The sequence below is a fragment of the Methanobrevibacter sp. genome, from assembly GCF_017409525.1.
Lineage (GTDB): Archaea > Methanobacteriota > Methanobacteria > Methanobacteriales > Methanobacteriaceae > Methanocatella.
Genome location: NZ_JAFQSO010000004.1, coordinates 80,279 through 94,380, shown reverse-complemented (window position 1 = coordinate 94,380; position 14,102 = coordinate 80,279). Strand labels below are relative to the sequence as shown.

The 14,102-nt window shown below is 34.0% G+C and carries 12 protein-coding genes; 9 read left to right on the top strand and 3 right to left on the bottom strand.

Going from position 1 to position 14,102, the window contains the following annotated elements:
- The first annotated feature begins 15 nt into the window (after positions 1–15).
- On the top strand, positions 16–1,554 hold the full coding sequence (locus IJE64_RS02075; protein ID WP_292781318.1) for a 2-isopropylmalate synthase: 1,539 nt from the start codon (positions 16–18) through the stop codon (positions 1,552–1,554).
- Positions 1,555–1,726: 172 nt separating this feature from the next.
- Entirely contained in the window at positions 1,727–2,002 is a 276-nt protein-coding gene (albA, locus tag IJE64_RS02070; RefSeq protein WP_292781315.1) for a DNA-binding protein Alba, read from the top strand.
- A 10-nt stretch (positions 2,003–2,012) separates the two neighbouring features.
- On the opposite strand, the gene IJE64_RS02065 is transcribed toward albA, so the two are convergent.
- Both IJE64_RS02065 and IJE64_RS02060 read right to left on the bottom strand, forming a co-directional pair.
- The gene (locus IJE64_RS02065; RefSeq protein ID WP_292781312.1) at positions 2,013–2,672 is read right to left on the bottom strand and encodes a PHP domain-containing protein; all 660 of its coding nucleotides are present in this window, start codon (positions 2,670–2,672) and stop codon (positions 2,013–2,015) included.
- 1 nt (position 2,673) lies between these two features.
- Positions 2,674–3,705 (bottom strand): DUF1786 domain-containing protein, encoded by a 1,032-nt coding sequence (locus tag IJE64_RS02060; RefSeq protein ID WP_292781309.1) that lies wholly within the window; start codon positions 3,703–3,705, stop codon positions 2,674–2,676.
- 91 nt (positions 3,706–3,796) lie between these two features.
- Here IJE64_RS02060 and IJE64_RS02055 point away from each other — a divergent pair, with 91 nt between their 5' ends.
- From IJE64_RS02055 to IJE64_RS02045, 3 genes are all read left to right on the top strand, one after another.
- Complete coding sequence (locus IJE64_RS02055) at positions 3,797–5,098, top strand: TrpB-like pyridoxal phosphate-dependent enzyme (RefSeq protein ID WP_292781307.1); 1,302 nt, start codon at positions 3,797–3,799, stop codon at positions 5,096–5,098.
- A gap of 417 nt (positions 5,099–5,515) precedes the next feature.
- The gene (locus tag IJE64_RS02050) at positions 5,516–6,295 is read left to right on the top strand and encodes a ParA family protein (protein ID WP_292781304.1); all 780 of its coding nucleotides are present in this window, start codon (positions 5,516–5,518) and stop codon (positions 6,293–6,295) included.
- Entirely contained in the window at positions 6,296–6,820 is a 525-nt protein-coding gene (locus IJE64_RS02045) for a hypothetical protein (RefSeq protein ID WP_292781302.1), read from the top strand.
- A 176-nt stretch (positions 6,821–6,996) separates the two neighbouring features.
- Here the strand turns inward: IJE64_RS02045 and IJE64_RS02040 are convergent, their stop codons facing one another.
- Positions 6,997–8,109 carry a radical SAM protein gene (locus tag IJE64_RS02040; protein ID WP_292781299.1) on the bottom strand — a complete coding sequence of 371 codons (1,113 nt, stop codon included), beginning with the start codon at positions 8,107–8,109 and terminating at the stop codon, positions 6,997–6,999.
- A 374-nt stretch (positions 8,110–8,483) separates the two neighbouring features.
- Here IJE64_RS02040 and IJE64_RS02035 point away from each other — a divergent pair, with 374 nt between their 5' ends.
- The 4 genes from IJE64_RS02035 to aspS all read left to right on the top strand — a co-directional run bounded on the left by IJE64_RS02035 (position 8,484) and on the right by aspS (position 14,090).
- A complete protein-coding gene (locus IJE64_RS02035; protein WP_292781297.1) occupies positions 8,484–9,218 on the top strand; it encodes a DUF11 domain-containing protein in 735 nt (244 codons plus the stop codon).
- 460 nt (positions 9,219–9,678) lie between these two features.
- Entirely contained in the window at positions 9,679–11,328 is a 1,650-nt protein-coding gene (gene ilvD, locus IJE64_RS02030; RefSeq protein ID WP_292781294.1) for a dihydroxy-acid dehydratase, read from the top strand.
- Between the two features lie 6 nt (positions 11,329–11,334).
- Positions 11,335–12,606: a histidinol dehydrogenase gene (gene hisD, locus IJE64_RS02025; protein ID WP_292781291.1), complete on the top strand. Its 1,272-nt coding sequence runs from the start codon at positions 11,335–11,337 to the stop codon at positions 12,604–12,606.
- A 164-nt stretch (positions 12,607–12,770) separates the two neighbouring features.
- Positions 12,771–14,090 carry an aspartate--tRNA(Asn) ligase gene (aspS, locus tag IJE64_RS02020; protein ID WP_292781288.1) on the top strand — a complete coding sequence of 440 codons (1,320 nt, stop codon included), beginning with the start codon at positions 12,771–12,773 and terminating at the stop codon, positions 14,088–14,090.
- Positions 14,091–14,102: the final 12 nt, after the last annotated feature.

The window sequence follows — 14,102 nt, the reverse complement described above, 5'->3', positions numbered from 1 at the left end:
TAGGGAAGTAATATAATGACGGTAAAAAATATTGAACAATTGAAAAAGGAATATATGAATCTTTCCGATAAGATTTATATTTTTGATACAACTTTAAGGGATGGGGAGCAGACACCTGGCGTTGCTCTTACAGTCGATGAAAAAATCCAAATTGCACAAAAGCTCAACAATTTGGGTGTTGATAAAATTGAAGTTGGTTTTCCAGCATCATCAAAAGGCGAAATAGATTCAGCTAAAAGAATCAAATCCATGGATTTAGATTCCACACTTGTTGGTTTGGCACGTTCCCTTAAAGGAGACATTGACGCTGTTCTTGATGCAGATTTAGAATATGTTCATACTTTCATTGGTACTTCCCCATTGCATCGTGACTACAAGCTTAAGATGAGTAAAGAGGAAATTGTCGATAAGGCAGTCATCAGCATCGAATACGCTAAAGATCATGGATTGACTGTTGAGTTTTCAGCAGAGGATGCTACAAGAACAGAGCGTGATTTTTTATTTGATATTTTTAATGAGGTCGTTAGTGTCGGCGCTGATTTCTTGGATGTTCCTGACACTGTGGGCATATTGACTCCTGTTGTGACTCACGAACTAATCACCGATATTAAGGACAATTTTTCAACTCCTATTAGTGTTCATTTCCATAATGACTTTGGTTTGGCTACCGCCAATACATTAACAGCAATTGAATGCGGCGCCAATCAGGCTCACGTTACTATCAACGGTCTAGGTGAGAGAACCGGTAATTGTTCACTTGAAGAATTGGTCATGACACTCAAGTCAGCTTACGGAATTGATCTGGGCCTGGACACTACAAGGCTATACAGTTTATCAAATCTTGTTGGTCGTTTAACCGGTGTTAAAATGCCAGTCAACAAACCAATCGTTGGAGATAATGCCTTTGCCCATGAATCAGGTATTCATGTTCATGGAATTTTAAACAATTCATCCACTTATGAACCGATGTCTCCTGAAATGGTTGGTCATTCAAGACGGATTGTTTTAGGAAAACATACAGGTGCAAATGCTTTAAAATCAAAATTAAAGGATTATCATATTGATTTGGATGATGACCAGTTTTGTAAGGTTTTCGATGAAATAAAGTCTTTGGGCGATAGTGGAAAGTGCGTCACTGATGATGATTTGATAGCTATTGCTATTACCGAACTTTCTTCAGCTCGTGAGACTCCAATTGTTTTAAAGGGTTTGGGCCTATCCTCTGGAGGTGGAGTTTCCCCTACCGCTACTGTAAAATTGGAAATAGATGGTGAAGAGAAAGAAACCGCAAGCACTGGTGTTGGACCAGTTGATGCAGCTTTGAATGCTATTCGTTATTTGATTCAAGACACTATGGACATTGAACTTGAAGAATATAACTTGGAAGCTATTACTGGCGGGACCGATGCTTTAGCGGAAGTTTTTGTTATAAGTTCAGATTCTGATGGTAATAAATCCACCGGCAGATCCACTAATCAGGACATTGTGATGGCCAGTATTTTGGCTGTTCTCGATTCTATTAATAAGTTATTATTAATTCAACGGGCTCATTAAAAAATTTATATTTTTTCCCTATTTTTTAATTTTGGTTTAATTTTATCCTTTTTTTCATTATTAATCTTATATAATGTTCAATTTAATTAAATATTTATTCATTAATGGTTATTTCGATTTTAATGTAAAATTTTATATACATCTATTATCTTAAATTTATATGGTGAATTAAATGGAAAATAATACTATTTTCGTTGGTAGTAAACCTGTAATGAATTATGTTTTGGCTGTGGTAACACAATTCAACGAAGGTTCTGACAGTGTACTTCTAAGGGCTAGAGGCAAAGCAATTAGTCGTGCTGTTGATGCAGCTGAAATAGTTAGAAATCGTTTTGTTCCCGAAGCTGATGTTACAGATATTCAAATTTCTACTGAAGAAATTGATAACTACAACAACGAAAAGACCAATGTGTCTATTATAGAAATTTTAATTGAAAAGGAAGATTAATTTCTCCTTTTTAATCAAATTTCTTTAAAACTTTTTTTTCAAATAGATATTTTGATAGCAGAACATTTGAGGTTCCCTTTCCGCAGGCTTTTGTTTTTCCTTTTTTTATTGATTTCATGACGCTGTCAATATCTTTTTCAGATTCGATTAGACTATAACAGTCCCCGACGAATTTGAAGTAGTGTGAATCACTTGCTCCAAGTGATGGCAAATTTTCTTTTTTGGATAATTTTTCCGCTTTGTGATTGCAGTATCCAATAATGAACCTTGCGTTTTTTGTCTCAATTGCATCTATTTTTAGATTCCTATAGTCAGTGTTATGTAACAGTCCATGTCTGTAAAAACAATAAGGATGAGGTATTATTGCAAGACCACCTAAATCATGAATTCTATCTATAGTATCTTCAGGAGTTAGGTCCCTAGGTATATTTTCCTCGCACCCAAATCCAAGAATATGGCCTTGTGTTGAAGAAATTTCTATAGAAGGAATGGCAAGTATATCTGTATTTCTTGTTTTTTCAATAACTTCGCTAGTTCCATCTACAGTATTGTGATCACTAATAGCTATTATGTCAATGTTTTCTTTTTTTGCAACTTTTAGAATATCATCAATTCTCGATGATGAATCTGGTGAGTATTCGCTATGAATATGGGAATCCATCTTTAGCATGCTATCTTCCTAAAGCGGTCTTTATTAAACCGACTGTACCTGTCATCATCACGTCTCCTCCTGGTGCCGCATGATGCCAGTCTAGATTTGTTTTTTCAATCAGTTCTCTTTTTGGCCCGCTTACAATTACCTTTTCAATTTTTGAAATAGGATTTAATACATGAGCGCCGTGGCCGTAATCCTCATGCACCTCTTCATGTGTTATTTCACCTGAAGCCAGTCTTTTTATATACCTTTCTAATGATTCTCCAGTCAAACTTGATGTGTGATGTTCAAACACTCCTTGAATTTTTCCATTTTCCATTGATGCGGCTGTTGTATGTCCGTTTCCTATGTCTATTACAATATAACTGTTCAATTTTTTTGCCACTTCATCATAACACATTCCAGCTATTGATGCAAATTTAGTATCCATCACTAAAGGAAGTTCTTCAATTCCTTCATTTTTTATTTGTCTTCTTACTGCCTGCATTCTTGTGAAGTATTCTGGAACTTCTTCGCTGAATCCAAATTCCAATGGGGAAATGGGTTTTGATACCTTTTCTCTTATTTTTTCAAATCTGAAGTCCCTATCACCCATGTTTTCGTTATATCCATGGTCTTGAACGGCAATTGCTATTTTGTCAAAGTCAAATTCCAGGTCATATCCAAGTAAAAATTCGGATAGTTTGGTAATGTTGATGTCGCCTAATTTTATTTTTGTATAACCTTTATAGTCTTTTGAGTCATCAGCTATTTCTATTCCTATTGCTTTTACTTGTTCCAGATTATCTCTGATAGTCTTCGCACATGTCGGCATCATTACCACATTGTATCCTTTTTCCATATGTTCTAGAATGGATTTTTTTATTTTTCCTCCTCCCATTATTTCTCCTTCAAAGTATATGTCATTTTCAATCTCTCTTATTTGCTGTGAAATGTATAAGTGTGGAGAAGGCAAAACTAGCTTCATAGAATTTTCTAGTTCTTTTTCAGTATCATAAATCATCATATCCTGTGTTCCAGTTCCAACATCAATAGCTAAAATTCTCATGTTTTTAACTTGTACTTTATATTATTTAATAATTATATAGTACATTTTTGTACAACAAAGCTTTAAATAGTACATTATCTTAATTATTATTATGACTTATAAAATTGAATTATCATCAGAGGAAGTACCAAAGAAATGGTATAATATGCTTGCAGACTTGCCTGTAGAACTTCCTGCTCCTAAAAATAGTGAAGGAAAAGATCAAATTTCATCTTTACAGATTGCTTTTACCAAAGCAGCTTTAGAACAAGAATTTGCAACTGACCGTTATATTACTATTCCTAATGAAGTTCGTGAATTGTATATGGAAATGGGAAGGCCATCTCCTTTAGTTAGAGCCAATAAGCTCGAAGAGTATTTGAATACTCCAGCTAAAATTTACTTCAAAAGAGAAGACTCTTCTCCTACCGGTTCACATAAATTAAATTCAGCAATTCCTCAAGCATATTTTGCTAAAAAAGAAGGTGTTGAAAGATTAACTACAGAAACCGGTGCAGGCCAATGGGGTACTGCTTTATCCCTTGCTTGTAATTTATTGGATATAGAATGTACCGTTTACATGGTTAAGGTTTCCTTCAATCAAAAGCCTGATAGGAAAAACATCATGAATATCTATGACAGTAATGTATTCGCCTCTCCAAGTGAAAATACCGAGGTCGGCCGTGGAATTTTAAAAGATAATCCAGACCATCCTGGTTCTTTAGGTGTAGCTATTTCCGAGGCTATGGAGGAAGCATTACAAAATGAAGAAGTTAAATATTCCTTAGGCAGTGTCTTGAATCATGTGATGTTGCATCAAACCATTATTGGTCAGGAACTCAAGACCCAACTTGAGATTGCTGAAGAGGAGCCAGACGTGATGATTGCTTGTGCTGGAGGTGGAAGTAATTTGGCCGGATCTTTATTCCCATTTATTAAGGATAAGATTGACGGAAATTCAGATACCCAATTTATTGCTGTTGAGCCTAGTGCCTGTCCAACATTAACAGAAGGTAGTTATGAATATGACTTTGGAGACACTAACGAATTTACTCCAATGCTTAAGATGTTTACCTTAGGACATGATTTCGTTGCTCCTTCAGTTCATGCAGGCGGTTTAAGATATCACGGAATGTCACCAATTGTTTCTCTTTTAACTAAGGAAGGTTTAATTGAACCTAGATCAGCTCATCAAGTTGATTGTTTCAATGCAGGAATTACTTTTGCTCGCAATCAGGGTATTGTTCCAGCACCTGAAACTACTCATGCAATTAAAGTTGCAATTGATGAAGCTATTAAATGTAAAGAAACTGGCGAAGAGAAAACTATTGTTTTAAACTTCTCTGGTCATGGAATGTTAGATTTAAAAGGATATGCTAGCTTTTTTGAAGGAACTATGCAAAACGCTAAATAATCCTTTTCTTATTTTTTTTAACTTTTTTTTGTTATAAGTTATAACTAATAACTTATTATTTATTATAAGTTATAACTTGCAAGTGTTAACAAATAAGTGCTAAGTTAGATGTGAAAACAAATAATTTATAAGGAAGAAGTTATAAAATATAACTTATTTGTTAAAAGTTAGTTATGATAAGTTATTTCTTAAAACTTATTTTTTATAACTTTGAAGTTTTAATAAAATATAATTCCTATCCCTTACAAAATTTTCTCTTCAAAGTTATTTCCTTTAAGTTTTAAATTAAAAGTAATAACTTAATCCTTTTAACTTATACTGAATAACTAAAATGTTATTCTTTATACCTTTTAATTTTTAAGTTATAACCATAACTAATATAACTTAAAACTTATTAGAAATAGGAGAATTCTTTAAATGAGTGAAGTAATTGCAGTGATGAATCAAAAAGGGGGCTGTGGTAAAACAACTACTGTTGTAAATACTGCAACATCCCTAGCAGTAATGGGTAAATCTGTTTTGGTTGTAGATATGGATCCTCAAGCTAATGCAACCACTAGTTTCGGGATTGATAAAACTAAAATAGAAAATACAATCTATGATGCCATCATTGGGGATATAAATGTTAAAAAAGCAACAATTCCTACGTTTATTAAAAATTTGTTTATTATCCCAAGTAATATATCCCTTAGTGGTGCAGGCATGGAGCTTTCTCGTCGCGAAAACTACCACATTATACTGAAAGAAACTCTAAACGATGTTGTACCATTATTTGACTACATATTCATCGATTTACCTCCTTCATTAGGTGTACTTACTGTCAATGCATTAGTAGCTTCAGATAGTGTATTAATACCTATCCAAGCTGAGTATTATGCCCTTGAAGGTGTGGCTGATTTAATTAATACTATTCAATTAGTAGAGAAAAGACTCAGAAGCCCGACCCCAATTAAAGGAATTCTCCTTACTCTATATGATAAGAGAACTAGACTAAGTAAAGATGTTCATAAAGAACTCAAAAGCCATTTTGGTGAAAGCAATTTATTATTTAAAACCATCATTCCAAGAAATATTAGATTAGCTGAAGCGCCAAGTTTCGGTAAGCCATGTTTAATATATGATCCTGATAGTACTGGAACAAAGGCTTATCTAAAATTGGCTAAAGAAATTCTAAAAAGAGATGAGGAGGGTCAATAAGTGTCAGGTAAAGGTCTTGGTAGAGGATTGGATTCATTGATTCCTGAATATTATGATGAAGACTTTGATAGTAATTCTACTCAGTCTCTTGAAGACTTGTTAAATGAAAAAGAAGAAACTGATTCTGAAATTTCCACTCCCGTAGAGGAAGAAAAGTCTAGTGAAGAAGGTAAAAATATATTTGAAGAGATTGAAGAGGAAATCGAATCAACTTCCAGTGATGATGAAGAAATTATTGAGGAAGTTGAAGAGGAAGCCGCTTCTGAAGAGGAAGATAGTGATATTCCTATTGAAGATGAAACAACACCAAAAATCCAAGCAGATCCAGCCCATATAGAGGAAGTTACTCAAATTGTAGATAAGAATCCAAGAATTACACTTTGGTCTTCAAGATCTGCAGCTGTTTTGAGATATTTAAGAAAAACTGAGCCTGAATTCAGTATTTCAAAAGAAGCTTCAACATTAATTGATGAAGCCGTTTCTAAAAAATACCCTGAAATTTGGGAACTGTTTAATCAATACTAATTTTTTAATTCATTAGAATCAACTTTCTTTAGACATTGATTTTACACTTGAAATCGTATATTCGATATTTCTATGAAATCTATTTGTTCTAAAAATATTCTATTATTTTAATCCATTTTCACTTAAATAATTTTTATAAGAATTAGCTTTAATAGTTTAAATTTGAACTGTAAATCTTATAAATCAAAAGTAGTTTGAAATTCACCGCTTATTTTTATATATGGTTCGGCTCTATTGACTACAACGCCTAAATTTTTCAATTGTTCTATATTTGTGAATGGCATTTTTTTGCGAATAGAAATTATTTTTCGTGCAGATTTCATGCCAATTCCAGGCACTCTTATGAGCTCTACAAGTGGTGCTTTGTTGATTTCTACAGGGAATATATTCATATTTTTTGCAGCTAAAATCTTTGGATCTTGAGTAAGTGACAGTTTGTCGTTTTCATCAAATACCAGCTCTTTAGTGTTATAATGATAATCATTAAGTAAACTGTCGGCATTGTATAGTTTTGCGGTCCTATCAGTTGAACAAGCTTCTTTATTTGAAAATTCTGTTTCTTCGATTGGTGTAAATGCTGAAAAATATGTTCTTTTCAGTTCTGATTTTTTGTATATTTTCTCCATTCTTTCAAGAATTTCCTTGTCTGTTTCATTGTTAGCTCCTATGATTAGCTGGGTGGTGTGTGTAGAGTTAGGATAGGTTGTACTTTTGTGTTGCAATGCATTTATCCAAGATAACCTTTTTAATATATCTTTATTGTAGTCCTTTGTCGATGATAGTTCTGCAAGCCCAGAAGGTGTTGCAGCTTCAATATTTATACTGACTCTGTTTGCTAGCGCCATAGCTCTTTTAATTGAATCTTTGCTTGCGCCTGGAACAACTTTCAGATGAATATAATCATCATATCCATATTTTTTTCTTAAAAGTTGCACGGTTTCGACTTGTTTTTCCATAGTTTCGTCAACATCACCACTAATTCCAGAGCTTAAAAACAGGCCATTGACCAGTCCTTTGTTGTAGTATCCAAGAAATGCCTTTGCAAGTTCTTCCGGTGATAATTCAAGTCTTGTAAAGTTTCTTTTAGACTGATTAATGCAATATTTGCAATCATTTTTGCACTTATTTGTTAAAAGAGTTTTAAAAAGGGGTATTTTGCACCCATTATGACCAGTTGCTTCATAAATTCCTGGCAAATTGACCTGTGAGCTCTTATTATGACTTACATAGTCACAAAGGTCATATTGTGCCGAATCTGTTAAGATTTTCATCTTTTCTAATGTAGTCATAGGTATAGATATATTTTTACTACTAAATAATTATTAGTTTTACAATATACAAAACCAATATTATTAGTAGATTTTACAATAATTAAACAGGATTATACTTTTTTCATGTAAATATTTTTATAATGTTAATATGAATATTATATTTTGTTGTTATGTTGAATATATATTTTATTTTTTAAATGCTGAATGTTATTGTATAAAATATCAAATAGATATAGTTTTGTATAATTCATATTGATTTAATTATTTATTTGTTAACTTTATATATGTTAATTTTTTAAGTTATAATTAGTTTATTGTTAATATTGCTGTTCAAGGAAATGAAACGTAATGTTAATTCTATCATAAACTAAAAAATATAAAAGGTGTTTATTTTGAGTTTAAAAACAAACATGTTAAAAATAGGTGTTGTAATTGCATTGATTTTCATGTTGCTCCCTGTAATTGCAGCTGAAGACGTAGACAATTCTGCCTATACCGAAAGTGCAGATGATGGAAATGTTGTTCAAGTTTCAGATGATCAAGATGTATCAGTAGATGATACAGATAATGAAGATGATGATGACACAGAGACTGAAGTTGATGATGATGAAGTTGATGATGATATAATGGTTGATGCTGCCGGCGAAGGGGTCGCTGATTTAGAAGTGATTGCTATAGCACAACCTTCTAAAGTAAAAGTTGGGGACATGTTAATGTTAGGTGTTCTTGTGACTAACAATGGTCCTGACACTGCCGATAATGTCATTGTCAAAGATTTGATTTTTGGAGATTTATTATACTTTGGTTATGTTTCTTCCCAAGGAGAATATTCCTTTTATGATGGTATTTGGGATGTTGGTGATTTAGAAGCTGGTGAATCAGCAATTTTATATGTTTTTTATAAAGTTGTAGGAAATAAAGATATTATTTTCCTAGTCGAAGCATACAGTGACACTCTAGATCCTAATCCATACAATAATATTGCTTTGGCTTATGCGGATGTTGTAGGTGGTGATGATGGTGGAGTTCAAGAACCTGCCACTATGCCTGCTGCGGGTAATCCAATTGCTTTAGCTATCTTGGCTTTAATGTCAATTGTTGGTGTATCTTTAAAAAGAAGATTTTAATTAAAAAATGTTGTTGAGCAAAGTTTCATGAGGGGGTAGTTAACTTTAATGAATTAATTTAAAAATATGTTTCAATTATGTCGAATACTACATGCATGAAAAATGATTTTTGATGGATGCGTGTGATATTTAGATTTAGTTGGTGATGTATAATTTTGTTAGAATATATTTAAAACTCAAATTATAATGGCATGGTAAACTAGTGTTTCACTGTTTCGAATTGAAATTGTGATAAGTAAAATTTACGAAAATCGGTAAAAACGTAAAATTTATTTGTCATTTTTTAGGTTGTCTAGTGAAACTTTTAAAATTGTACCTTTTATATTTTTTATGAACACGGGGGAATCTATTTTCCACTTTTTTTATTTTATAATTTTTATTTTCAATATTACCTTATTCAAATATTATAAAAGTTATTAATTACATATATATTTGTGATTGATTAAACCTGTGTGATTAAATGAAAAGTGATAATATTAAAAAAGGTATTCAAAGAGCTCCTCACAGATCTCTTCTAAGGGCTTGTGGACTCGATGATGACGACTTTAAAAAGCCATTCATTGGCATTGCTAATAGTTTTACAGACATCGTACCAGGCCATATTCATTTAAAAGACCTTGTGGAATTTGTTAAAGAGGGTATTATTGCCGCTGGTGGTGTCCCATTTGAATTTGATACTATGGCAGTTTGCGATGGAATAAGCATGAACCATGAGGGCATGAAATATTCTCTTCCATCTAGAGAAATTATTGCCGCAACTGTTGAAAGCATGACTAAGGGGCATGCTTTTGACGGGCTTGTTTTGATTCCGAGTTGTGATAAGATTGTTCCTGGAATGATTATGGGAGCTGCAAGAGTAAATGTTCCGTCAATTGTTGTCACTGGTGGACCTATGGCAGCCGGTTCTTATAATGATAAGCCTGCAGATTTAATCACAGTCTTTGAAGCTGTTGGTTCATATTCTGCTGGAAAAATGACTGAAGAAGAAGTCCATGAACTTGAAAAATGCGCATGTCCAGGAGCTGGGAGCTGTTCCGGATTGTTTACAGCAAACACCATGGCATGCATCACCGAAACATTAGGCTTGTCCCTTCCAACATGTGCAACTACTCACGCTTTAACTGATGAAAACAATCAAATAGCTTTTGAATCAGGTAAACAAATCATTAAACTGGTTGAAGAAGACATTAAACCGTCAGATATCATGACTCAAGAAGCTTTCAACAATGCAATTGCAGTTGACATGGCATTGGGCGGTTCTTCAAATACTGCTTTACACATTCCAGCACTTGCAAGTGAAGTTGAAGGCGTTAATGTTGATTTGGAATTGTTTGATGAAATATCAAGACGTGTTCCTCATATTGCCTTAATATCTCCTGCAGGAGAAGACTCCATGATGGATTTGCACTTGGCTGGAGGAATTCAAGCGGTACTCAAAACGTTAGGAGACAAAATTGACACTGATCAATTGACTGTCACTGGAAAAACTATTGCTGAAAATCTTGAGAAAGTAGAAAATAAGAACACCAATGTAATTCATACATTGGATAATCCGGTTCATGAAGATGGTGGAATTGCAATTCTTAAAGGAAATCTCGCCCCTAATGGTAGTGTTGTTAAAAAAGGTGCTGTTGCAGAGAACTTGATGCATCTTAAAGGACCTGCAAAAGTTTATGATTCTGAAGAAGAAGTAACAAAAGCAATATTTGACCATGAAATCGGTGAAGGGGATATTGTAGTTATCAGATATGAAGGACCGAAAGGCGGTCCGGGCATGAGAGAAATGTTAAATCCTACCTCCGCTCTTGCTGGAATGAATATTAAGGACGTTGGTTTAATTACTGATGGAAGATTTTCTGGAGGAACAAGAGGCCCTTGTGTAGGTCACGTATCTCCGGAAGCCATGGAAGACGGTCCAATTGCAGCGATACAGAATGGGGATATAATAGAAATCGACATTAACAATAGATTGATAAATGTTGAGCTCAGTGATGAGGAAATTGAAAAAAGACTAAAAGAAGTTAAACACCCTGAAAGTGATGTTACAGGGTGGCTGGCAATATATCAGAAGTTAGTCCACTCTGCTGACACTGGTGCTATAATGAGGTAGTGTAAAATGGAAATTCTTAAATATTCTGAGATTGATTTATCTCAAACCATTAAAAGATCAGAGGAAGATGTAAATAAGGTTTTAGATATTGTATCTGATATATTAGACAATGTCAAAGATAATAAGGATAATGCTATTAGAGATTATACTGAAAAATTTGATGGGGTTATGATAGAAAATTTGAAAGTATCGAAAGATGAAATTGATGAAGCCTATGATACTTTAGATGATGAATTGCTTGTTGCACTAAAGAAGGCAGCATCCAATATTGAGAAATTTCATAAAAAACAAATTCCGTCCGAATGGGAAATGGAAGTAAATCCCGGCATTATTGCAGGTCAAATTGTAAGGCCTATTAACTCTGCTGGCTGTTATATTCCTGGTGGACGTGCAGCTTACCCTTCATCAATATTGATGACAGTAATACCAGCAAAGATTGCTGGGGTTGAAAAAGTAGTTTGTGTTACTCCTCCACAAAAGGATGGCAAAATCCTTGATGCAATTTTGGTGGCTGCAGATATTGCTGGGGCTGATGAGATTTATAAAGTTGGAGGTGCCCAGGCTATTGCCGGTCTTGCATATGGTACTGAATCCATTCCCCGTGTTGAAAAAATTGTTGGTCCAGGAAATATATTCGTTACCGCTGCAAAGAAATTAGTATATGGTCAAGTAGATATAGAGTTTCCAGCTGGACCATCTGAAGTTTTGATATTGGCTGATTCCACAGCAAATCCAGAATTTTTAGCAACTGACATATTAGCACAGGCAGAACATGACCCTAATGCATCTTGTTTTTTAGTAACTGATAGTGAAGACTTAGCAATTAGAACTGATGAATTTGTTAAACAATTAACTGAAATAGCTCCAAGGCGTGAAATTATAGAGGAATCATTGGCAAAAAGCGGAAAAATTATTATCACTGACACATTCGAGGAAGCTATTCATGTTACAAATGAATATGCTCCTGAGCATTTAATCATATCCACAGCCGATGATGATGAGGCACTATCACACATTAACAATGCAGGTTCAATATTTTTAGGCGCTTACTCACCTGTTGCAGCTGGAGATTACGGGTCTGGAACAAATCACGTTTTGCCTACTGGCGGGGGAGCTAAAATGTATTCAGGTCTTTCAACAGAAGCATTTATTAAAAAGCCAACGGTTCAAAGAATCTCAAAAGAGGGTCTTAAAGAGCTTTCTAAAACTTCTGTTCCAATTGCAGAATATGAAGGCTTTTTTGCGCATGCTAATTCATTTAAAAAACGTTTAGAATAATAGCTTATTATTAGCTATTATGCTTTTTTTATTTTTTTATCGTAATTTTCAGGATGTATTTTTTTTGAAATTTACATATATATTTATTAAACATTAAAACTAAATTAGATTTATAATGAAAATTTATCATTATTATTTATTTTTACAAAACCGAGGTGAATAATTTGCAAGGTTTATTACATGATTGGAGAAGAACTAACTATGCTAACCAATGCACTGCTGAAATTGCAGGCAGTGATGTTACTGTAATGGGTTGGGTACATGAAATCCGTGATTTCGGCGGAATCATGTTCGTTATTATTCGTGACGTGACTGGTAAAGTTCAAATAACCGCTCCAAGTAAAAAAGTAGATGCAGAAATATTAGAACAGTTAAGAGAATTTAGAAAAGAATCCGTTGTTGCAATTAAAGGTATGGCTCAAGAAGCTCCTAAAGCACCAAATGGTGTTGAAATTTTACCAAAAGAAATTAAAGTTTTAAACTTAGCTAATCAACCTTTACCAATGGATCCAACTGAAAAGGTTAAAGCTGGAATTGATACAAGATTAGATTCAAGATTTTTGGATATCAGAAAAGAAAATGTTTCAGCAATTTTTAAAATTAAAGGTCAAATGTTCCATTCAATCAGAGATTTCTTCTATGATAATGGATTTCATGAAATCAACACTCCTAAGCTTGTAGCATCCGCTACTGAAGGAGGAACAGAATTATTCCCTATTATTTACTTTGAAAAAGAAGCATTTTTAGGCCAATCTCCACAATTGTACAAGCAGATGATGATGGCTAGTGGAATGGATAAGGTATTTGAAATTGGTCAAATTTTCAGAGCAGAGGAACACGATACATTAAGACACTTGAACGAAGCAGTTTCTATTGATGCTGAAGCGTCATTTATGGACGATGTTGACGTAATGAACATTTTAAATGACATGCTTGTTAATGTAATCACTGATGTAAATAATAATTGCGCTGAAGAGTTAGATATTTTAGGCCATGAAATCGAAGTTCCAGATAAGAGATTCCCTGTAGTAACTTATGATGAAGCTGTGGAAATCGTTAATGCTAAAGATGTTGAAATGGATTGGGGAGAAGATTTATCCCGTGAAGCCGAAAAAGCTTTAGGCGATCAAATGGGCGGATTCTACTTCTTGACTGAATGGCCAACTGAAATTAAGCCATTCTATGTAATGCCTAAAGAAGGGGATGAAAAATACTCTCATGCATTCGATTTAATGTACAATAACTTAGAGTTGTCTTCAGGTGCTACTCGTGTGCACCAACATGATTTGCTCCTAAAACAAATAGAAGAAAGAGGATTAAATCCTGATGGATTCGGAAGCTACCTTAAAGCGTTTGAATACGGTATGCCTCCTCATGCAGGTTGGGGTGTAGGTGCTGATAGGCTGACTATGGTTCTCACCGGCGCTGAAAACATCCGTGAATGTGTGCTCTTCCCAAGAGACAGGCACAGATTAACCCCTTAATTTCTTTTCTTT